The following is a 20,270-nucleotide window of genomic DNA, read 5'->3' as shown; positions in this document are numbered from 1 at the left end:
GAAACTCGGGCGGATATCGACTAAAAAGACAAAGGACGAATACGGAATGAATTTAAGTGGAATTAAACTGATTTTTTGTGCTGCCGCAGCAATGGTGAGCCTGAATTCTTTCTCGCAGGACCTCATTGCCCGCCAGGCACCCATCGATAGAAAACTGAAAAGTGTAGACTCATTGGCATTGCAGAAGCAGATTCGCGTGGAGCAGTCCATGTATCCTGCTTTCGATATTTACCCCTCCTGGAATACAAAGTCCGTTCATGTATACGGCGATGCCATTGTCCCCGACAAATATACCATTGACCTGACCGGTTTCTGCATGCCGACCGACCATACACGCATTACAGACGTGTTCGGTTATCGTCCGCGTCGCCGCAGAGCCCACTACGGTCTCGACATCAAGGTCTATATCGGCGATACCATCCGTGCCGCTTTTGACGGCCGTGTGCGTATCGTGGCCAATGAAGGACGGCGCAAGGGATATGGCAAGTATGTGGTGATCCGTCACGACAACGGGCTGGAAACCATTTATGGACACTTGTCCAAGCAACTGGTAGATGTAGACCAGCTGGTCAAGGCCGGTGAACCGATTGCCTTGGGTGGAAATACGGGACGCTCCACGGGTTCGCACCTGCATTTCGAGACCCGCTTCCTGGGCGTGGCGCTCGACCCCGCCAAGATGTTCGACTTCGAGAAGCAGGACATCGTGGCCGATACCTATACATTTGAAAAGACGAAGAAAGCCTCGGGAAGCAAGTCTTCGGGAGGCAACTTGTTCTATAAGGTCAAGAAGGGTGATACCCTGTCGAAGATTGCGGCCCGTCAAGGGACGACCGTCCAGAAGCTGTGTCAGCTGAACCGCATTTCAAAGAAAACGACACTGCGTCCCGGACAGGTGCTTCGCTGCTCGTAAAAAACGTAAACAATCTGATAAGGTCGGAGGGTGCTTTAATATAATTTAGAGTGCCCTCTTTTCTTTATTCCTTAATTATTCCTAACTTTGCAGTCTATTTGTAAGGAAATGAAAGATACCAAACAACAATTCGAACATGTCATCGCCCTCTGTCGTGACCTGTTTGCGAAGAAACTTCACGACTATGGGCCGGCGTGGCGCATCCTGCGTCCGTCTTCGGTGACCGACCAGCTGTTCATCAAGGCCAACCGCATCCGCAGCATCGAGACCAAGGGGGTGGCGCTGGTGGACGAAGGTATCCGTTCGGAATTCATAGCCATCGTGAATTACGGTATTGTGGGACTCATCCAGCTGGAACTGGGATATGCCGAGCAGGCTGATATTACCAACGAAGAGGCTTTGGCCTTGTATGACAAATATGCCAAGGCTTCGCTGGAATTGATGCTGGCCAAGAACCATGATTACGATGAGGCCTGGCGCAGCATGCGCATCAGTTCGTACACGGACCTGATTCTGATGAAGATTTACCGCACCAAGCAGATAGAAAGCCTGGCCGGACAGACGCTGGTGTCCGAAGGTGTGGATGCCAATTATATGGATATGATAAACTACTCGGTTTTCGGGTTGATAAAGATTGAATTTGGAGAGTGAAAGAATACATAAGGTCAAGAAGGTGTGGGTGAACGTCTGCCGCTTCCTGTTGGGAGGTACGTTCATCTTTTCCGGTTTTGTCAAGGCTGTCGATCCGTTCGGCACATTCTATAAGCTGCAGGACTACCTGACGGCGTTCGGCATCATCGGCTGGTTCCCTTCTGCCTTGCTGTTCTTTGTGGGCATCCTGCTGGCGGCCGTGGAATTTTGCGTCGGCGTGTACATGTTTCTGGGCATCCGGAAGACGGTAAGCGCCTGGCTGGCATTGCTACTGATGATCTTCATGACTCCCCTGACGTTGTATCTGGCCATTGCCGATCCGGTGTCGGACTGCGGCTGTTTCGGCGATGCGGTGGTGCTGACCAACTGGCAGACGTTCGGCAAGAACGTCGTTCTGCTTCTGGCCGCTGTGTCGGTGTTTCGCTGGCACAGGGAGGTGGTCCGCTTCATCAGCCGTAAGACGGAGTGGGTGTTTTCGGTGTATACCATTTTGTTTGTCTTTGCCTTGGCGGTCTATTGCCAGCACAACCTGCCCGTGATTGATTTCCGTCCTTACCGGATAGGAGTGAACATCAAGCAGGCGATGGAGGTGCCCGGAGGTGAGAAACTGCCTGTCTACGATACGCGTTTCATCCTGGAGAAAAATGGAGAACGACGGGAGTTTTCGCTGGACAACTATCCGGACAGTACGTGGACCTTTGTTGAAGCCCGTACGGTGCTGAAGGAGAAGGGGTACGAACCTCCCATCCACGACTTCTCGATGCAGAGCCTGGAGACGGGCGAGGATATTACGGACAGCGTTCTGTCGCGCAAGGGCTATACGTTCCTGCTGGTGGCACACCGCATCGAGGAGGCCGACGACAGCAACATCGACCTCATCAACGAGATATATGACTACAGCGTGGAGCATGGCTACGGCTTTTATGCCTTGACCTCTTCGGAAGAAGACGCAATCCAGTTGTGGGCCGACCGTACGGGAGCCGAATATCCCTTCTGCCTGTCCGACGACATTGCGCTGAAGACCATGATCCGCTCCAATCCGGGCATGTTCCTCCTGAAGGACGGCACCATCCTGCACAAGTGGAGTGACGGCAATCTGCCCGATGAATATGTGTTGGTCGATGCCCTGGAGAAGATTCCGTTGGGACAGCCGGAAACGGTCAGCCTGTGGCAGACCATGGGGCGTATCTTGCTGTGGTTCGTCGTTCCGCTCTGTCTGGTTCTGGCCCTGGATATCCTGATTGTCAGGCGGAGGGAGAAAATGAAGCTCGTGCCGATTGAGGGAGAAGCCCTCATAGAGGAGCGTACAGAAGAAGAAAAGTAAAAATGAAATATATGTGGTATTAACCCCTTAATGTAAAAACAAAATGAGAAAAAACATTGTTGCAGGAAACTGGAAAATGAACAAGACCCTCCAGGAGGGCATTGCTCTTGCAAAAGAATTGAACGAAGTGTTGGCTGACGAAAAGCCTAACTGTGATGTAATCATCTGCACGCCGTTTATCCACCTGGCATCGGTTACTCCGTTGGTTGACCCCGCCAAGATCGGTGTAGGTGCAGAAAACTGCGCCGACAAGGAATCGGGTGCCTATACAGGTGAAGTTTCGGCCGCTATGGTTGCTTCTACCGGTGCCAAGTATGTCATCCTGGGTCACTCCGAGCGTCGTGCCTACTATCACGAGACAGTGGAAATCCTGGAAGAGAAGGTGAAACTGGCTCTGGCTCACGGTCTGACTCCGATCTTCTGCATCGGTGAGGTACTGGAAGAGCGCGAAGCCGGTAAGCAGAACGAAGTGGTTGCCGCACAGCTGGCTTCCGTATTCTCTCTGTCTGCCGAGGACTTTTCCAAGATTATTCTGGCTTACGAACCGGTTTGGGCCATCGGTACCGGCAAGACTGCCACTCCCGAGCAGGCTGAAGAAATCCATGCTTTCATCCGTTCGCAGGTAGCCGAGAAGTATGGCAAGGAAATCGCTGACAACTGCTCCATCCTCTACGGTGGCAGCTGCAAGCCCTCCAATGCCAAGGAACTGTTTGCAAAACCCGATGTTGACGGTGGTCTGATTGGCGGCGCTGCATTGAAAGCTGCCGACTTCAAGGGCATCATCGACGCTTTTAATTAATACACAGGAGTCGGCATGCCGACCTGTTTGGGGAAGTGCTGCGCCGGTGGCCATGCAGCCGGCGGGGCACTTCCTTCTTCTCTTTTTTATCATTCAATCCATTCATTCAGATACCGAATCACATGAAACGTTTGCTTTTGGCGCTTGCCGGCCTTTCTTTCCTCCTGTCTGCCGCGGCACAGGACAATATCGTGAAGAGTCTGGAACGGAACGTTCCCGGTCAGGGAAAGGTGACCATCCATCAGGACGAACGTATTGAGGCTTTGTTGGGACGGGGAGCCGTTCCGTCGTCTACCGGCGAACGCAAGACCCTTCGTGCCGCCGGATACCGCGTGCAGGTGTATGCAGGCAGCAATACCCGTCAGGCCAAGAACGAGGCCCATTCGGTAGCGGCGTCTGTCAAGGAGCTGTTCCCCGACCTGCCGGTCTATTCCTTCTTTTCCCCTCCACGGTGGCTGTGCCGCGTGGGCGACTATCGGAGTGTCGAGGAGGCCGATGCCATGATGCGCAAGTTGCGGGCTACCGGCGAGTTCAAGGAAGTTTCCATTGTCCGCGACCAGATTCAGATACCCTTATGACGCCTGGCGGACGGCTTGCGTGTCGTCCCGGTAGCGTCTGTTTATGTAAAACCAGTCAATCATTATTATAGAAATCATGTTGGAAAAAGAAATCATCACCTCTCCTGCGTTGGACGAACTGAAAGAACACTATGCACGCATCCTGACCCTGCTGGGCGAGGACCCCGGGCGTGAAGGGCTGCTCAAGACTCCCGAACGTGTGGCCAAGGCCATGCTGACCCTGACCAAGGGCTATACGATGGACCCGCACGAAGTGCTCCGTTCGGCCAAGTTCAAGGAAGAATACAGCCAGATGGTGATTGTGAAGGACATCGATTTCTTCTCGTTGTGCGAGCACCACATGCTGCCCTTCTACGGCAAGGCGCACGTGGCTTATATCCCCAACGGCTACATCACCGGTCTGAGCAAGATAGCCCGTGTGGTCGACATCTTCTCCCACCGCCTGCAGGTGCAGGAGCGCATGACGCTCCAGATCAAGGAGTGCATCCAGGAGACGCTCAATCCGCTGGGCGTGATGGTGGTGGTCGAGGCCAAGCACATGTGCATGCAGATGCGGGGCGTGGAGAAGCAGAATGCCATTACCACGACTTCCGACTTTACCGGTGCCTTCAACCAGGCCAAGACCCGCGAGGAGTTCATGAACCTCATCAAGCATCACTCCACCGCCTTGTAGTCCATACAAAGATACATTCACCAATATCCATAGTTGGCGACGTAAAGTCCATAGTTAGCACTGTAATGTTCATAGTTAGACCGCTAATTATGGACTTTGTTTTATGTATTCTGTAAGTATTGCTTCCGTTGAGGCTCAATCATGCTTGAATTAATCGGATGAGAATTGCTTAAATGTAAAAAAACATTACTTTTGTGGCTGGGCCATGTTCGGCCTGCTTAATTAATATCTTGGGAACAATGAAATACATCAGCAGAAAAGTTTGGAAAGCTGCCCTTGGGGCAGTATGTTTGGGCGGATTGTGTGCAGCCTGCACCTCCCGTCCGGAGATTCACATTACAGGGTCCGTGCGTCATGCGGACGGGGCACTTCTGGTTTGTCAGCGGTCGGTTGGCGGAATGTTCAATTCGCAGACGTTTGATACGTTGAAGTTGCAGGCGGACAGCACGTTCACGCTGACGCTGCCCGGAGGAGAATACGAACGGGTTCGGTTCTATTTGTATGGAAAGAAGAACATGGGTTCACTTCTTGCCAAGGAAGGAACGATGCGGATTGAATTGGACGGATGGGCCGAAAAGCCGATGACCATTACCGAAGGGCAGGATGACAAGACGGTCCGTGTGGCGGAACTGCTGGACCAGCTGTACGAGGATGTGTTCGCCATCCGTGCACGGAGAGGCGACCGTTGGCAGATTGCCCGCGACACCGTGGCTACATCGGTATGCCGCAAGCTGACGGACTATGCCCTGTCGTTGGACAAGGAGGTGGAAGGTGTGGACGAGGACCTGCGTGCCAAGGCCCGTCAGGACATACGCATGCAGTTGCTGCTGGCTTTCCAGAACCAGGTGCTGGCTACTGTCTTCCGCTCGTCCGAGGCCACGAAGCAGGAATGGCTGGCCCAGCTGGACAGCATGACGGCCTTCTGCTCCATCAATCATCCTGGCAGCCCTTTCTCCCTTTCGTTCTACGACGCGGCAAGTTATGATACCGGTATCCGTTACTATACCAAGGGCGATCCGAAGCCGGAAGGAGTGGAGAAAGGCGTGCAGCTGGCTTTCTACGATTTTACGCACCGGCTGACGGGCAAGGCGCAGGAAGCTGCTCTGGCCCAGCTCTTCCTCGAAGACGAGTCGCAGCAGCGTTATGACCCGCAACTGCTTCCGCTGGCCGACGAGTTCCGCCGCCTCTATCCCGAAAGCGGATGGATGCCGTGGGTGGACCGTGCCGTGGCCAAGAACCGTGCCTTCAACGAAACAACAATCCCTGCCGATATTCATTTCCCCGATGTCAGCTCGGCCAAGACGATTAAGGACGTGACCGACCTATACAAAGGGAAAGTCATCTTCATGGATATCTGGGCCACGTGGTGTGGTCCCTGCCGTGCGTCGTTTGCCCACGTCGGTCCGTTGCAGGAGTATGCTGCGGCCAACGATGTGGTGTTGCTCTACCTCTCCATCGACCGTCCGGAGGACGATGAAAAGTGGCGGAAGATGGCCGCGCACTACAATCTGAAAGGCGAACACGTCCGTGATCAGGAGGCCTTCCATCAGGAAATCTATGATACCTTCGGCCATAAGGGGGCCCTGAGCATTCCGCGCTGCGTCATCTTCGACAAGCAGGGGAACATCCGTTTCAGCACGGCCGCCTCGCCCGAGCAGTGGGACAAGCTGAAAGAACAGTTGCAGGAAGCGGCTAAGTAAAGGAGACTGTACGATGAACAGGTATGGGATAATGGGACTGCTGCTGTGGGGGTTCTTCCCTCTGGCAGCGTTGGCACAGATTCCGGATAGCATAGCCGGGCCGCTGACGGCGCTGGCCCGCCGCGTGGAGCAGTTCGGCAAGGCGCTGCCGCAGGAAAAGGTGGCCCTGCACCTCGACAACACCAGCTATTATCAGGGCGACGACATCTGGTTCCAGTGCTACGTGGTGGGCTCCGGACTGAACCGTCCCACGGAGTGGAGCAAGACGCTGTATGTGGAGCTGCTCAACCCCGGAGGCGAGATTGTGTCCAAGCAGATTCTCCCTGTCAGGAACGGCCGTTGTCACGGCCACTTCGCCCTGACGCAGCTACCGTTCTATTCCGGCTTCTACGAGGTGCGGGCCTATACCAAATACATGCTGAATTTCGATGAGGCTTCGGTCTTTTCGCGCATCATCCCCGTCTTCGACAAGCCGGAGGTGCCGGGCCACTATGTGGAAAAGGAAATCAGTCCGCGGGTAGGCAAGTATCCGCAGGAACGCAAGCGGCCGCGGAAGGAGAAGAAACTGAACCTCCGCTTCTACCCCGAAGGCGGCTATCTGGTGAAGGATGTGCCGGTGCGTGTGGCCTTCGAGGCGACGGATGCCTATGGCAATCCGGTGGACGTGTCGGGGCGCGTGGTGGACAAGGAGGGCCGCGAATGCCTTACCTTTGCCACGGGTCACGAAGGGAAAGGCAGCTTTACCTATACGGCTGGTGAGGAAGAAAGTCAGGCCGAAGTCATCTGGAATGAAAAGCGATACCGTTTCGACCTGCCGGAAGCCAGAGAGCAGGGCTTTGCCTGCTCGGTGAACAACCTCAGCTCGCCGGACAGCCTGCTGGTGACGGTACAGAAGAACGCCCGCACGCCAGGCAGTGTGCTGGGGATGGCAGTCATCGGCGGAGGGCAGCTCTACCACTTCAGCATGCTGACGGTCACCCGTAGCCGTCCCGTCCGTTTCGGGCTGGACAAGCGGGACCTGCCCGTAGGCGTGGCGCAGGTCGTGTGGTTCGAACCTTCCGGCCGGCTGGTGGCCGATCGCCTGATTTTTGCCGGACAGCCCGACACCCTGTCGGTGGCGGTCCGTTTGGACAAGGCTGCCTATCAGCCCTACGACTCCATCCGTCTGGACGTTGAGGTCCGGGATGCGGAAGGTCGCCCCGTGCAGGCGCCTCTCTCGGTTTCAGTGCGCGACGGCTGGCAGGAGGTGGAGAACCGCCACAGCCTGCTGACCGACCTGCTGCTGATGTCGGACATCAAGGGGTACGTCCACCGTCCCGCCTGGTATTTCGAATCCGATGACCTGGCGCACCGCCGTGCGCTGGACGAGCTGCTGATGGTGCAGGGCTGGAGGAGGTACGACTGGGAGAGCATGGCCGGTGTACGCCCCTTCGACCTGAAATACCTGCCCGAGCAGGGCATCGAGCTGCACGGCACGGTGGTGTCGATGGTGCGCAGCAAACCGCGTGCCGGGGTGGAAGTGTCTTCCTTCCTGAGCAGTCCCGGCGAAGACCCGGAGGCGGGCAGGCAGCAGTCCTTCGGCCTCTTTACCACCGACAGCCTAGGGCGTTTCTCCTTCGTTTCGCAGATAGAGGGGAAGTGGAACCTGATACTGGCCGTGACTGAGAAAGGGAAGAAGAAAGACCACCGCATCGTGCTGGACCGTGTGTTTGCTCCCGCGCCCCGCATGTATCCGCTGGCCGAGATGCAGGTACGGGTACCCGGCGGGGAACAGAAAGTCGGGCCGTCGGCCGACGAACCGGCCGATACGGTGCAGGTGGAGGAAGACTACAATCTGTTCCTTCAGGCCTACGAAGACTCGTTGCGACGCCTGGGCATCGACGAGAAGATACACCACCTGGACGAGGTGGAGGTGAAAGCCCGCAAGCGCGACAAGGCCAGCGATGTCTATCAGGCCCGCACCAAGTCCATAGCCTACTACGACGTGGCCTCGGAGATAGACGACATTCAGGACCGGAACGGCTTTGTGGGCGACGACATCCACGAGCTGATGATCAATATGAATCCGGCTTTTTCTCGTGTGCATAGTCCGTCGGGTGAGGAATACTTGTTCTACAAAGGCCGGTTTGCCCTGTTTGTCATCAACTATGAGCGTACCCGCCACGAGGAAATGGACTTCAACAAATATCGTAGTCTGACGCTGGAGTCCATCAAGTCCATCTATGTCAGCGAAGATGTGATGACCATGTGCCGCTATGCTGACCCGCGGTTCACGCCGATGAACATCGACAAACTGTATGGTTGTGTCGTATTGATTGAAACGAAACCGGAGGGAGAAATACCTGCCAAGGGGGCGAAAGGTGTGCGCAAGACGTGGCTTGAGGGCTATAGCAAGGTTAAAGAGTTCTATTCGCCGGATTATCGGGTACTGCCCCGTGAGGAAGATTACCGCCGGACACTGTACTGGCAGCCGGAACTGATGACCGACGGACAGGGACGTGCCACGGTGCGTCTTTTCAACAACAGCCGTTGCCGCCGTCCGCGCGTTACGGTCCATGTGCTGGATGACGGCGGGCGCATAGGAAGCCTGGACTGGTGAGGGGTAGGGAGGAAAACTTCGGGGGCGTCTGCGCGGCATTTTCCCCGATAATCCGTACCTTTGCATCCGAAAGAAATACATTAATCATGAAACAAGACCCCAGACATATCCGTATCAGCGAATTCAACTATCCGCTGCCCGACGAACGCATTGCCAAGTTCCCACTGCCCGTACGCGACCAGTCCAAATTGCTGGTTTACCGCCACGGCGCGGTGACCGAAGACCGCTTCACTTCTCTGCCCGACTATCTGCCGGCAGGCAGCCTGATGGTGTTCAACAATACGAAGGTTATCCAGGCCCGCCTGCATTTCCGCAAGGAGACGGGAGCACTAATCGAGGTGTTCTGCCTGGAACCCATCGAGCCGAACGACTATGCGCTGAACTTCCAGCAGACGGAGCATGCCGCCTGGCTCTGCATGATAGGCAACCTGAAGAAATGGAAAGAAGGCCCCCTGCGCCGCGAGATGACGGTGAAGGGACGTCCGTTGACACTGACTGCCGAGCGGGGCGAGTGCCGTGGCACCAGTCACTGGGTGGATTTCCGTTGGGACAATCCCGAGGTTACCTTTGCCGATATCCTCGAAGTGTTCGGCGAGTTGCCCATCCCGCCCTACTTGAACCGCGAGACGCAGGAGAGCGACAAGACGACCTATCAGACGGTCTATTCCAAGATAAAGGGATCCGTGGCCGCACCTACCGCCGGCCTACACTTCACGCCCCGCGTGCTCGATGCTTTGCGGACAAAGGGTGTGGACCTGGAGGAACTGACGCTGCACGTGGGAGCCGGTACCTTCAAACCCGTGAAGAGTGAGGAAATTGAGGGACACGAGATGCACACGGAATACATCTCCGTGTCGCGCGGCACGATTGACAAGCTGATAGCCCACGGCGGGCAGGCCGTGGCCGTAGGTACCACCTCGGTACGCACGCTCGAAAGTCTCTACCACATCGGCGTCACCCTGCTGCGGAACCCCGACGCCACAGAAGATGAACTGCACGTCCGTCAGTGGCAGCCCTACGACCTGGAGGGTGAGGCCCCTGCATCGGTTGCCGCCCTGACTGCTGTCCGCGACTATCTGGACCGCCATGGCATGGAAGCCCTGCACACCAGTACGCAGATTATCATTGCTCCGGGTTATGACTACCGCATCGTCCGGGCAATGGTGACCAACTTCCACCAGCCGCAAAGTACGCTGCTGCTGCTCGTATCGGCCTTTGTACACGGTGATTGGCGCACTATCTACGACTATGCCCTGGCCCATGACTTCCGCTTCCTGAGCTATGGTGACTCGTCGCTGCTGATACCGTAAGATTATATCAGGCCAGTGTTTGTATAAAAGGGAGAAATTCCTATATTTGTATTGTGCAATCCATAAAAGCTTTAGGATATGTTACAGTTAGAAGAATGCAAACAGAAACTGAAGGGTTTCAAGCAAACCTCCGGTCAGAAATTCGGCATTATCAATATCGGTATATTTGGTTCTGTTGCCCGTCAGGAGAATACGGAAGACAGTGATATTGATATTGTTGTGGAAGTGGAGAAGCCTTCCCTGTCTCTGATGTATGAGCTTAAAGAAGCCTTGAAAACCCTTTTCGGCTGCAACGTGGATTTGGTCCGCTTCAGAAACTCCCTACGTCCTTTGTTGAAGGATAACATCTTAAATGACATCGTTTATGTATAAGAAATATACGATATACGACCGTCTGCAACAGATATTGGAAGCGATAGATATCATTGAAGAACGTTGCAAGGACATTCATTGTGCCGATGAGTTTCTGCTTACTCCCGGCGGCATGATGATTTTTGACTCATGTGTTATGCGGTTGCAAGCCATCGGAGAACAGGTCGGCAAACTACTGAAGGAACCTGAAGCTCCTTTCAGCGGTTATGAAACCATCCCTTGGAGAGCCATTTACGACATGCGAAATCTTATTTCGCACGAATATATGAACATTGACGAAGAGATAGTCTTTTCTACTATTAAAGAAGACTTGCCCTCCATACGGCCTGTCATCATCGAGCTGATACAGAAATTTTCTACTGAATAACTGTTTATGAACCAAGACAACAATCAGGAAATGTTTCCCCTCGTCGATGAGGAAGGAAACATTATCGGTGCCGCCACGCGCGGCGAATGCCACAACGGCAGCAGGCTGCTGCATCCCGTGGTCCATCTGCATGTGTTCAACTCGCGCGGCGAACTCTATCTGCAAAAGCGTCCCGAATGGAAGGACATTCAGCCCGGCAAGTGGGATACAGCCGTAGGCGGCCATGTGGACTTGGGTGAGAGCGTGGAACAGGCTCTACGTCGCGAGGTGCGCGAGGAACTGGGCATAACAGACTTCACTCCCGAACGGGTGACACACTATGTCTTCGAGTCGGCTCGCGAGCGCGAACTGGTCTTTACTTACAAGACGGTGTACGACGGTCCGGTCTGTCCCAGTGACGAACTGGACGGCGGCTGCTTCTGGCCTGTGGAGGAAATCCGTGCCAATCTGGGCAAGGGTATCTTCACACCCAACTTCGAGGGGGAAGTGGAGAAAGTTCTTTTAATGAAAAATGAGGAATAAGACATAAAAAAAGAATGAAGAATTCCTCGAAAGGCAATTCTTCATTCTTCATTATCAGTTCTTAATTTATTTTGCCAGTTCGGCAATCACCTTCATGATCTGCTGGCCGATTTCTTCGGCTTCTTCCTGCGTGTGGGCTTCGCTATATACGCGGATAATGGGTTCCGTGTTGCTCTTGCGCAGGTGTACCCACTTCTCGGGGAAGTCAATCTTCACGCCGTCGATGTCGTTGATCTCTTCGTTCTTGTAGAGTTCCTTCACCTTGGCCAGGATGGCGTCCACGTCGGTGTCGGGCGTCAGGTCCACACGGTTCTTGGCCATGAAATAAGCAGGATAGGTGGCACGCAGTTCGCTCACCTTCTTGCCTTCGTGTGCCAGGTGGCTCAGGAAGAGGGCGATACCTACCAGAGCGTCGCGTCCGTAGTGGCTGGCCGGATAGATGACACCGCCGTTGCCTTCACCGCCGATAACGGCACCTACTTCCTTCATCTTCGTGGTGACGTTCACTTCGCCCACAGCCGAAGCGTAGTATTGTTGTCCGTACTTGCGGGTTACGTCGCGCAGGGCGCGGGTAGAGCTCAGGTTCGACACGGTGCTGCCCGGTGTGTGCTTCAGGATGTAGTCGGCCACGCTGACCAGCGTATATTCTTCGCCGTACATGCGTCCGTCTTCGCAGATGATGGCCAGACGGTCTACGTCGGGATCAACCACGAAGGCCACGTCGTTCTTGCCGGCCTTCATCAAGTTCATGATGTCGCCCAGGTTCTTCTCCAGCGGTTCGGGGTTGTGCTGGAAGTTGCCGGTGGGCTCGCAGTAGAGCTTCTCTACATGCTTCACACCCAGTGCTTCGAACAGCTGGGGCAGGATGATGCCGCCCACGGAGTTCACGCAGTCGATGGCTACGTGGAAGTCGGCCTTGCGGATGGCTTCTACGTCAACGAGATCGAGCGCCAGAACGCTGTCGATATGCTTTTGATTGTAGGTCAGGTCCTTGCGGTAAGTACCCAGCTTATCTACTTCGGCGTATTCGAAGGCTTCGGCTTCAGCGATGCGCAGCACTTCGTTGCCTTCTTCCTTGTTCAGGAACTCGCCTTTTTCGTTCAGCAGCTTCAGGGCATTCCACTGCTTGGGGTTGTGCGAAGCGGTGAGGATGATACCGCCGCTGGCACCTTCCATGGTGACGGCCAGTTCGGTAGTCGGTGTGGAGGCCAGGTCGATGTCAACCACGTCCCATCCCATACCCATCAGGGTACCTACCACTACGTTCTTCACCATTTCGCCGGAGAGGCGGGCGTCGCGGCCCACTACAATCTTGTTGCTTTTTACGGTACACGTTTTGCGGATCAGGGTTGCATACGCAGAAGTGAATTTCACGATGTCGAGCGGATTGAGTCCCTCGCCTGTGCTGCCGCCAATGGTTCCGCGGATTCCAGAGATAGATTTGATTAGAGTCATAGGTTATAATTTATAATTTTAAAGGGTTAGTTGAATATTCCTTACCGGTAAAATTGGTATTTTTTTATGTCATAATAAAAGGGATAGACATTCTGCATGGCTGCCTGATGTCCCATTTTAGAAGGGACAATGAGACGCACATGAGCTCTGTCGCGGATGTAAGGCATAGGAACCAGCCATCCGGCAGGTACTGCAGTATAACCATACCATGAATACATGAGGCTACTATTTTGGCTGAAAATACCTGCAATGGATGATGAGGTTGCTGTGTATCGGAATTCTTCAACCAAATAGGGAAGTGATAGATTGCTTATGGTGGTATCCTTGTCCAGTAAACTGTATTCCATAAAGCGAACCAATATAACTTCATTGTCTTTGACGGTATCGGCCGGATTGTCCGAACCTTTGTCTACAATCTGCATATATACGCCACTTGCCAATTGGACAAACTCGTTCTTCTCGACATCCGTCACAGAGTCGTTATCAAAGAATTCGGTCTGGCTAATGACCTTAATACCTTCCTTGTTGATGAAATCGGCGATGGCATCGTCTTCTTCTTCCAACATTTCGGCATAGGTCTTTGTGTCGTCGCAAGCCTGGAAGGCAAAGCTGGCGCTTAGCAATATAAAAAGGAATAATATGAGTTTCTTCATCTGACAATCAGTAATTAATAGAAATTTCGTGCAAAAGTATCTGATTTCCTTGAATATTGAAAGATACGGAAGTAAAGTTCGTATCTTTTAACCTTTACTCTTGGCTTTTTATCCTTTGGCGTTGAGCAGGGGTTTGTATTTCTCCAATGCCTGTTCGAATACCTGGCGGGCTTCTTCCATAGTGCCATAGAATTCGCCACCCGAGGCGTTCAGATGTCCGCCTCCGCCGAAGAATTCGGCTGCCAGCTGGTTGCAGGGGAACTTGCCCACCGAGCGCAGGGATACCTTGATCATCGGCTTCTCGGTGTCTTCACGCAGGAAGCAGGAGAAGATGACGTTCTTGATGCTGAGCGGGATGTTGACAAATCCTTCGCTGTCGCCCCGGATGTAATTGAACTGCTTCTGCTCCTTGCCGGTAAGTGATATCAGGGCGGCATGGTATTCGGGATAGACCTTCATCTGGGTCAGTACATGTCCCATCAGGCGCAGGCGGCTTTCCGAATAGGTGTTGAACACCTTGCGGTAGATGGCGTCCTTGTCGATGCCCTTGGAGAGCAGTTCGCTGATGATGAAGTAGATTTCGCGGTTGTTGGAGTTGTAGGTAAATCCGCCCGTGTCGGTCATCATGCCGGTGTAGATGCATTCGGCCGCTTCCTTGGTGATGTCGCTGAAGTATCCCATGCGGCAGATCAGGCGGAAGATGAGTTCCGACGTGGACGATATCTCGGGATGGGAGATGACGATGCTGCAGAAGTCTTCGGGGTGGAGGTGATGGTCAATCAGAATCTTGCGTGCAGACGAGTTCCTGACAGCTTCGGCCATGGCGTCGATGCGGCTCAGGGCGTTGAAGTCGAGGCAGCAGATGACGTCGGCTTCGACGATGAGCTGGTTGGCAAACTCCTTGTAGCGGTCGTATTGCAGGATGTCCTTGTTGCCCGGCATCCATTTCAGGAAGTCGGGGAAGGCGTTGGGCACAATGATATTGGCCGTCTTGTCCTGTGAGTTGAGGAAATGCCACAATCCCAGGGAGGACCCGATGGCGTCGCCGTCCGGGCTTACGTGTGTGACGATAACCATCCGCTCCGCGCGGTCCAGCCATTTGGCGAAGTGGTCAATGTTGGCTTGGGCGATAACTTTGCTTAACATGTGTACCTTTTTGTCTTTTAAGTGAATAATGCGACGGCAAAAGTACGAAAAAGTTTGTTTCCGAGCGAAGGAGCGGATGGTTTTATTTGGGAAGGCCGTGCGTGGCTGGTCGGATCAGCGTTTCTTTAGGACGCTGTTGACTACGCGTACCGACGACACCAGCTTGTTGGTCGAGGTGAACACGTCGACGTTCCACACGTGCGACGAGCGTCCCTTGTGGACAATGGTGCCTACGGCACGCACCGTGTCGCCCTCGTGGGCCGAGGAAATGTGATTGCCGCTCACCTGCATGCCCACGACAAACTCGTCGGGTTGGCAGAGTATCATCGAACCCAGTCCGGCTACGGTTTCGGCCAGGGCCAGGGTGGCTCCGCCGTGCAGGATGCCGAAAGGCTGGCGGGTGCGGTGGTCCACTGGCATAGTGGCTTCCACCCGGTCCTGCGAGACGTAGGTGTACTGGATGCCCAGGTTGCCCATCAGGGCATGTTCGGCCTGCGCGTTCAGCTGGTCGAGTGGAATCTTGGTGGCGCGTATCTCGGTCAGGATGAGTTTCTCTACCGCTTGGGCCACGCCGTCGTTGGCGTTGGTGTCTGTTGTATAGTCGGCACAGATCTTGACCGATTCCACCGAGTTGCCCATTGCCACGCCCGTGCCGGCCATTTGGATCATGGTCACGTCGCATACGCCGTCGCCGATGGCCATGACTTCGTCGCGCTGGATGCCCAGGTATTCCAGCAGGACAGCCAGCGTGTTGGCCTTGTCTACCGAACAGGGCACCACTTCCAGGAAATAGGGCTCCGAGCGGAAGACGTCGAGCACACCGTCGAGCCGTTTCTTCCAGTGGATCTCCAGGCCGGTGAGCGCCTCTTCGTCGTCGCTCACCAGCATGCATTTGCAGGGGGCGAAGTCGATGGCGGTGGAGAACTCTTCTTCCGTAATGATTTTCAGGTTGTTCAGTGCCGCTTCCTCCTGGACATGCACGTTGTCGGGGCTGTTGGTCAGAAGCGTGTCGTCGTGATAGGTGAACAGAGCAAAATTGTTCTTGACAGCCTTCTTTTCGATATAAGGTATCATTTCGGGATTGATACGCCGTTCGAACAGGATTTCGCCGTTCTTGGCATTGATGATCTGGGAGCCGTTATAGGACAGGATGAAACCTCCGTATAGCCCCAGTTCCAGTGACTTGGCGATGGGGAGCAGCCCATAGGTGGGGCGCCCAGAAGCCAGTGCGATGCGCACGCCCGTCTGCTGTACTTTCAGCAGGGCGGAAAGGGTACGTTTGCTGATGACTTTCTCTTCATTGAGCAGAGTTCCGTCTACATCGAGAACCAAAAGCTTGTATTTCATATCCGTAAAGTTTGATGTTCTTCAAAGATAACCCAATTGTCCGACTTTTCCGAGTTCTTTACATTAAAAAATGTCAATGTAGCAGAAGGCCTTCCGCTCGTTGGCCTTGTCAGAGCGGGATGCGGATGATTCCTTCCTTCTCCAGATAGCGGCAGGGAATGTCCAGCCGGAGGCAGTCGTCGGCGATGCGCTGTCGGTAGTAGGACGACAGAGAGCCGTCGACGATGACGGTACCGATGCGGAAGAGGGAGGTGAGTTCGTGGATGCCGCCCTGATAGCCGCGCGACAGGTAGAGGTAGTCCACGGGCAGGGGACGGGGCGAGCGGCGGTCGCGCCAGCGGTTGTCGTTCAGCAGGCAGATGCGGCTGCCGGCGTAGGTCACGATGTTGTCGTGCAGGCTGAGGCCGTCAGCCTGGTAGCGTCCTGTCACCACCTGCGGGGGAAGCAGGCGCTGGTGGTTCCAGTGGGGGGCCAGCGAGCGTTGGAGCCATTCCGTGCGGGGAAGGCTGTCGGCACAGACCAGCCACGAATGCTTCCCGCCGGTCAGGCAATGGACGGCAGGAGTATCTTTTACGTTGTAGAAAGCGATGCTTTGGGAGGGTCTGCTGGTTGTGATGTTCAGTGTATGGTAGCCAGCCCATATCAATAGGGTGAAAAGCAGGGTGTAGGCGTGGCCCGCCGTCCGTCGGCGCAGGTACCGGCAGGCGGTGAGCAGGGTGGCATAGATGAGGAGGACTTCGGCAGTGTCCAGCCAGAGGTGGTCGATGGAGGCAAAGGGCAGTTGCTCGATCCGTTGCAGGACGTAGTTCTGTCCCTGAATCAGTTTCTCGATGCAGGGAGTGAGGGCCGCCTGTAAGGTTGCGAAGGGACTGAGTGCCAGCCAGGCCACGGCGGCATAGAGGATGATGGAGACCATCGGGATGACCCACAGGTTGGTGAGCAGAAAATGGGTGGAGAAGCGTGCGAAGTAGTGCGCCACCAGCGGAGCGGTACCCAGCTGGGCGGCTATGGAGACACTCATCAGGCTCCACACCTTGCCGATGAACCGGTTCTTTCCCCGGTACAGGCTGTTCAGGCGGGGATAGAACAACAGGATGGCCGCTACCGCACAGAATGACAACTGGAAGCCGACGTTGAACAGCCAGGTGGGGCGGACGAGCAGCATCAGGAAGGCGGTGGCCGCCACGGTGTTGGCCGTCAGTGGCTTTTCGACCTGCAGGTAGGACAAGGCCAGGATGCTGAACATGGTGACGGAGCGGACTACCGAAGGCGAGAGTCCCGTCAGGAAGGCAAAGCCCCACAGCAGGACCACGAGCAATAGCAGCAGGGGAAGTTTCAGCAGGCGCCAGCGCTTCCACAGCGGGGCGGCCAGGAACCAGAACAGGGCATAGAGGAAACCGATGTGCAAGCCCGACAGGGCCAGCACGTGGCTGGCTCCCGTCACGGAGTATGTCTCGACGATGTCTTCGCTCAGGTCGTCCTTGTCGCCTACGGTCAGGGCGGAGAGGATGGCCAGTTCGTCGCCTTCGAAGCCCTGGCGGCGGTATTGCTCCACGATGCGGGCCTGGCGGTCGGCAGCCCGTTGGCGCAGGGTGCGGGTGAAGTCGTGTCCGGCTTTCTGCCATTGGCCGGCAGGCACGTAGGCCGTGCCGCATACCCCCCGCAGGCGCAGGAAGCGGGCGTAGTCGAACTCATCGGGGAGCCCTTGGTTGGCGGGCGGTGCCAGACGGGCGTGTATCCACAGAATGTCTCCCCGCTGCAGGGAGCGGGCGGCGGAGTCGGGCGGCAGGTAGAGCAGGAACTGCTTGTTGGACGCGGCAGGTGTGAGGACGGTGTCGTTCTTTCCGCATTCCAGCACGAGGGAGGGGCAGAGCAGGCTGCGCGCCTTGGCTTCCGGCTGGCTGTGGATGACGACCTTGTAGAAGCCCGCCTTTCCGGTAAAGGGAAAGTCGGCCTGCGCCAGCTGGCGTTGCAGCAGCAGGCAGCCGGTGATGGCCAGCAAGGCATGCAGGGAAACACCGAACAGGCGTTGGCGGCTCAGCCAGTGGCTGATGACAAGCATGCCTGCAGCCAGGGCGGCCAGACTCAGGAGCAGCCCCGTCGGTAAGGCGTGCAGAAGTGCGTCTCCGCACACGATTCCTGCGGCCAGCGGCAGCAGAAGCCTCAGAAAGGGATGCTGTTGTAGTCCCTGGAGAAACAACTGGTGGAAGATTTACAGATTCTTCAAGGCGTGGATGACCTCTTCGGGATTGGGGGCCGAGAAAACGGCATTACCCGCCACGAGGGCATCGGCACCGGCTTCCATCAGCCGGGCACCGGTCTCAAGGTTGACACCGCCGTCCACTTCAATCAGGGCTTTCGAGCCGGTACGGGCAATGAGTTCGCGCAGCTGGCGCACCTTCTCCACGGTATTCTCGATGAACTTCTGCCCGCCGAAGCCGGGGTTGACGCCCATGACGAGCACCATGTCCACTTCGCGGACAATGTCCTGCAGCAGCAGGACGGGGGTGGCCGGGTTGATGGTGACGGCCGGTTTCATGCCCGCTTCGCGTATCTGCTGCACCACGCGGTGCAGGTGGGGGCAGGTCTCGTAGTGCACGTTCATGATTTCCGTGCCCAGCGCCTTGATTTCGGGGATGAACTTTTCGGGCTGCACAATCATCAGGTGTACGTCGAGCGGTTTCTGTGCCAGCTTGGCCACATGTTTCAGGACGGGGAAACCGAACGAAATGTTGGGCACAAAGACACCGTCCATGATGTCGATGTGCAGCCAGTCGGCTTCGCTGCGGTTCAGCATCTCGATGTCATGGGCCAGGTTACTGAAATTGGCAGACAGGATGGAAGGGGATATAATGGGTTTCATAGGCTGTTTATATACGTTTTGAATGCTGTATTATTGTACGTTGAAAGTCTCGTCCAGGTGGAAGCCGCGGAGCAGTTCGTCGGTCTTCAGCCGCTTCTTGCCCGGCAGTTGCAGGGAGCGGATGCCGATGAGGCCGTCGGCTGCAGCCACGCGCAGGTAGGTCTTGCCGTCGGTCAGCAGGGTGCCCGGCTTCAGGTTATGCGCCTGGGAAATCTTTTCTGTGTCGAACACTTTCAGTACCACCGTCGTTCCGTCGGGCTGTACCAGCTCGGTCCAGGCCGAGGGGTAGGGTGAGAGGCCGCGCACGAAGTCGTAGATGCGCTTCACGGGCTGGTTCCAGTCGATGCGGCACGTTTCCTTGAAAATTTTGGGAGCCGGTTTCAGTTCGCCCGTCACGCCCATCTCCTCTTGCGGGATGCTGTGGATGCTGCCGTCCAGAATGGCGTCCACGGTTTCGGTTACCAGCTTGCCGCCCAGCATCATCAGTTTGTCGTGGACGATGCCCACGTCGTCCGTGTCGGCAATGGGGACGCGTACCTGCTGGATGACCTCGCCCGTATCAATCTCATGCTTCAGGAAGAAGGTGGTGATGCCCGTCTCCGTCTCGCCGTTGATGACGGCCCAGTTGATGGGCGCAGCTCCGCGGTATTGGGGCAGCAGGGAGGCGTGCAGGTTGAAGGTGCCCAGGCGGGGCATGTTCCACACCACTTCGGGCAGCATGCGGAAGGCCACGACAATCTGCAGGTCGGCCTGCCAGGCACGCAGGGCGTCCAGAAACTCCTCGTTCTTCAGTTTCTCGGGCTGGAGCAGGGGCAGGTTGTGTTCCAGCGCATACTGCTTGACGGGCGAGTATTGCAGCTTGTGTCCGCGTCCGGCCGGTTTGTCGGGCATGGTGATGACGCCCACCACGTTGTAGCCACCTTCCACGAGGCAGCGCAGGGCCTCCACGGCAAAGTCGGGCGTGCCCATATATACGATTCTCAAGTCTTCTTTCTTCATGT

19 protein-coding genes are annotated in these 20,270 nt (G+C 55.6%); 12 read left to right on the top strand and 7 right to left on the bottom strand.

The features are described from left to right. Positions 1-46 precede the first annotated feature (46 nt). The 12 genes from BQ7483_RS12560 (at position 47) to BQ7483_RS12505 (ending at position 11,805) form a co-directional block, all read left to right on the top strand. On the top strand, positions 47-910 hold the full coding sequence (locus BQ7483_RS12560; RefSeq protein WP_072546117.1) for a M23 family metallopeptidase: 864 nt from the start codon (positions 47-49) through the stop codon (positions 908-910). A gap of 108 nt (positions 911-1,018) precedes the next feature. Then, the gene (locus BQ7483_RS12555) at positions 1,019-1,561 is read left to right on the top strand and encodes a DUF1599 domain-containing protein (RefSeq protein WP_022021668.1); all 543 of its coding nucleotides are present in this window, start codon (positions 1,019-1,021) and stop codon (positions 1,559-1,561) included. Continuing rightward, positions 1,551-2,885 (top strand): BT_3928 family protein, encoded by a 1,335-nt coding sequence (locus BQ7483_RS12550; protein WP_083535729.1) that lies wholly within the window; start codon positions 1,551-1,553, stop codon positions 2,883-2,885. The genes BQ7483_RS12555 and BQ7483_RS12550 overlap by 11 nt, the downstream gene beginning before the upstream one ends. 43 nt (positions 2,886-2,928) lie before the next feature. Next, entirely contained in the window at positions 2,929-3,684 is a 756-nt protein-coding gene (tpiA, locus tag BQ7483_RS12545; RefSeq protein WP_072546115.1) for a triose-phosphate isomerase, read from the top strand. A gap of 122 nt (positions 3,685-3,806) precedes the next feature. Further along, positions 3,807-4,262 (top strand): SPOR domain-containing protein, encoded by a 456-nt coding sequence (locus BQ7483_RS12540; RefSeq protein WP_072546114.1) that lies wholly within the window; start codon positions 3,807-3,809, stop codon positions 4,260-4,262. Between the two features lie 76 nt (positions 4,263-4,338). Next, on the top strand, positions 4,339-4,935 hold the full coding sequence (gene folE, locus BQ7483_RS12535) for a GTP cyclohydrolase I FolE (protein ID WP_072546113.1): 597 nt from the start codon (positions 4,339-4,341) through the stop codon (positions 4,933-4,935). A 398-nt stretch (positions 4,936-5,333) separates the two neighbouring features. Next, positions 5,334-6,635, top strand: a complete 1,302-nt coding sequence (locus BQ7483_RS12530; protein ID WP_235847359.1) for a TlpA family protein disulfide reductase — start codon at positions 5,334-5,336, stop codon at positions 6,633-6,635. A gap of 13 nt (positions 6,636-6,648) precedes the next feature. After that, complete coding sequence (locus BQ7483_RS12525; RefSeq protein ID WP_072546111.1) at positions 6,649-9,234, top strand: hypothetical protein; 2,586 nt, start codon at positions 6,649-6,651, stop codon at positions 9,232-9,234. A gap of 86 nt (positions 9,235-9,320) precedes the next feature. Next, complete coding sequence (locus tag BQ7483_RS12520; RefSeq protein ID WP_072546110.1) at positions 9,321-10,544, top strand: S-adenosylmethionine:tRNA ribosyltransferase-isomerase; 1,224 nt, start codon at positions 9,321-9,323, stop codon at positions 10,542-10,544. 78 nt (positions 10,545-10,622) lie between these two features. Then, positions 10,623-10,916, top strand: a complete 294-nt coding sequence (locus BQ7483_RS12515; RefSeq protein ID WP_022021660.1) for a nucleotidyltransferase family protein — start codon at positions 10,623-10,625, stop codon at positions 10,914-10,916. Continuing rightward, positions 10,909-11,283: a HepT-like ribonuclease domain-containing protein gene (locus BQ7483_RS12510; RefSeq protein ID WP_022021659.1), complete on the top strand. Its 375-nt coding sequence runs from the start codon at positions 10,909-10,911 to the stop codon at positions 11,281-11,283. The genes BQ7483_RS12515 and BQ7483_RS12510 overlap by 8 nt, the downstream gene beginning before the upstream one ends. 6 nt (positions 11,284-11,289) lie before the next feature. Further along, positions 11,290-11,805: an NUDIX hydrolase gene (locus BQ7483_RS12505; RefSeq protein ID WP_072546108.1), complete on the top strand. Its 516-nt coding sequence runs from the start codon at positions 11,290-11,292 to the stop codon at positions 11,803-11,805. 66 nt (positions 11,806-11,871) lie between these two features. Here BQ7483_RS12505 and glmM read toward each other — a convergent pair whose 3' ends face one another. The 7 genes from glmM to fmt form a co-directional block, all read right to left on the bottom strand. After that, positions 11,872-13,260 (bottom strand): phosphoglucosamine mutase, encoded by a 1,389-nt coding sequence (glmM, locus tag BQ7483_RS12500; RefSeq protein WP_072546107.1) that lies wholly within the window; start codon positions 13,258-13,260, stop codon positions 11,872-11,874. Positions 13,261-13,301: 41 nt separating this feature from the next. Then, on the bottom strand, positions 13,302-13,913 hold the full coding sequence (locus tag BQ7483_RS12495; RefSeq protein ID WP_072546106.1) for a BamK family beta-barrel-assembly machinery protein: 612 nt from the start codon (positions 13,911-13,913) through the stop codon (positions 13,302-13,304). 108 nt (positions 13,914-14,021) lie between these two features. Next, positions 14,022-15,059, bottom strand: a complete 1,038-nt coding sequence (locus tag BQ7483_RS12490) for a DHH family phosphoesterase (RefSeq protein WP_072546105.1) — start codon at positions 15,057-15,059, stop codon at positions 14,022-14,024. A 114-nt stretch (positions 15,060-15,173) separates the two neighbouring features. Further along, positions 15,174-16,406 carry a Cof-type HAD-IIB family hydrolase gene (locus BQ7483_RS12485; RefSeq protein WP_072546104.1) on the bottom strand — a complete coding sequence of 411 codons (1,233 nt, stop codon included), beginning with the start codon at positions 16,404-16,406 and terminating at the stop codon, positions 15,174-15,176. 109 nt (positions 16,407-16,515) lie between these two features. Beyond that, a complete protein-coding gene (locus BQ7483_RS12480) occupies positions 16,516-18,606 on the bottom strand; it encodes a ComEC/Rec2 family competence protein (RefSeq protein WP_235847358.1) in 2,091 nt (696 codons plus the stop codon). A 12-nt stretch (positions 18,607-18,618) separates the two neighbouring features. Then, positions 18,619-19,269, bottom strand: a complete 651-nt coding sequence (gene rpe / locus BQ7483_RS12475; protein ID WP_022021652.1) for a ribulose-phosphate 3-epimerase — start codon at positions 19,267-19,269, stop codon at positions 18,619-18,621. Between the two features lie 30 nt (positions 19,270-19,299). After that, a complete protein-coding gene (gene fmt / locus BQ7483_RS12470) occupies positions 19,300-20,268 on the bottom strand; it encodes a methionyl-tRNA formyltransferase (protein ID WP_072546247.1) in 969 nt (322 codons plus the stop codon). Positions 20,269-20,270 lie beyond the last annotated feature (2 nt).

The organism is Mediterranea massiliensis (assembly GCF_900128475.1).
GTDB lineage: Bacteria > Bacteroidota > Bacteroidia > Bacteroidales > Bacteroidaceae > Bacteroides > Bacteroides massiliensis_E.
Note: the sequence above shows the minus strand (reverse complement) of the source record. Positions and strands in the feature narration are given on the sequence as shown.

Coding starts and splice junctions, on each gene's coding strand:
- BQ7483_RS12560 (WP_072546117.1), top strand. CDS start 47: ATGAATTTAAGTGGAATTAAACTGATTTTTTGTGCTGCCGCAGCAATG.
- BQ7483_RS12555 (WP_022021668.1), top strand. CDS start 1,019: ATGAAAGATACCAAACAACAATTCGAACATGTCATCGCCCTCTGTCGT.
- tpiA (WP_072546115.1), top strand. CDS start 2,929: ATGAGAAAAAACATTGTTGCAGGAAACTGGAAAATGAACAAGACCCTC.
- BQ7483_RS12540 (WP_072546114.1), top strand. CDS start 3,807: ATGAAACGTTTGCTTTTGGCGCTTGCCGGCCTTTCTTTCCTCCTGTCT.
- folE (WP_072546113.1), top strand. CDS start 4,339: ATGTTGGAAAAAGAAATCATCACCTCTCCTGCGTTGGACGAACTGAAA.
- BQ7483_RS12530 (WP_235847359.1), top strand. CDS start 5,334: ATGTTCAATTCGCAGACGTTTGATACGTTGAAGTTGCAGGCGGACAGC.
- BQ7483_RS12525 (WP_072546111.1), top strand. CDS start 6,649: ATGAACAGGTATGGGATAATGGGACTGCTGCTGTGGGGGTTCTTCCCT.
- BQ7483_RS12520 (WP_072546110.1), top strand. CDS start 9,321: ATGAAACAAGACCCCAGACATATCCGTATCAGCGAATTCAACTATCCG.
- BQ7483_RS12515 (WP_022021660.1), top strand. CDS start 10,623: ATGTTACAGTTAGAAGAATGCAAACAGAAACTGAAGGGTTTCAAGCAA.
- BQ7483_RS12510 (WP_022021659.1), top strand. CDS start 10,909: ATGTATAAGAAATATACGATATACGACCGTCTGCAACAGATATTGGAA.
- BQ7483_RS12505 (WP_072546108.1), top strand. CDS start 11,290: ATGAACCAAGACAACAATCAGGAAATGTTTCCCCTCGTCGATGAGGAA.
- glmM (WP_072546107.1), bottom strand. CDS start 13,260: ATGACTCTAATCAAATCTATCTCTGGAATCCGCGGAACCATTGGCGGC.
- BQ7483_RS12495 (WP_072546106.1), bottom strand. CDS start 13,913: ATGAAGAAACTCATATTATTCCTTTTTATATTGCTAAGCGCCAGCTTT.
- BQ7483_RS12490 (WP_072546105.1), bottom strand. CDS start 15,059: ATGTTAAGCAAAGTTATCGCCCAAGCCAACATTGACCACTTCGCCAAA.
- BQ7483_RS12485 (WP_072546104.1), bottom strand. CDS start 16,406: ATGAAATACAAGCTTTTGGTTCTCGATGTAGACGGAACTCTGCTCAAT.
- rpe (WP_022021652.1), bottom strand. CDS start 19,269: ATGAAACCCATTATATCCCCTTCCATCCTGTCTGCCAATTTCAGTAAC.
- fmt (WP_072546247.1), bottom strand. CDS start 20,268: ATGAAGAAAGAAGACTTGAGAATCGTATATATGGGCACGCCCGACTTT.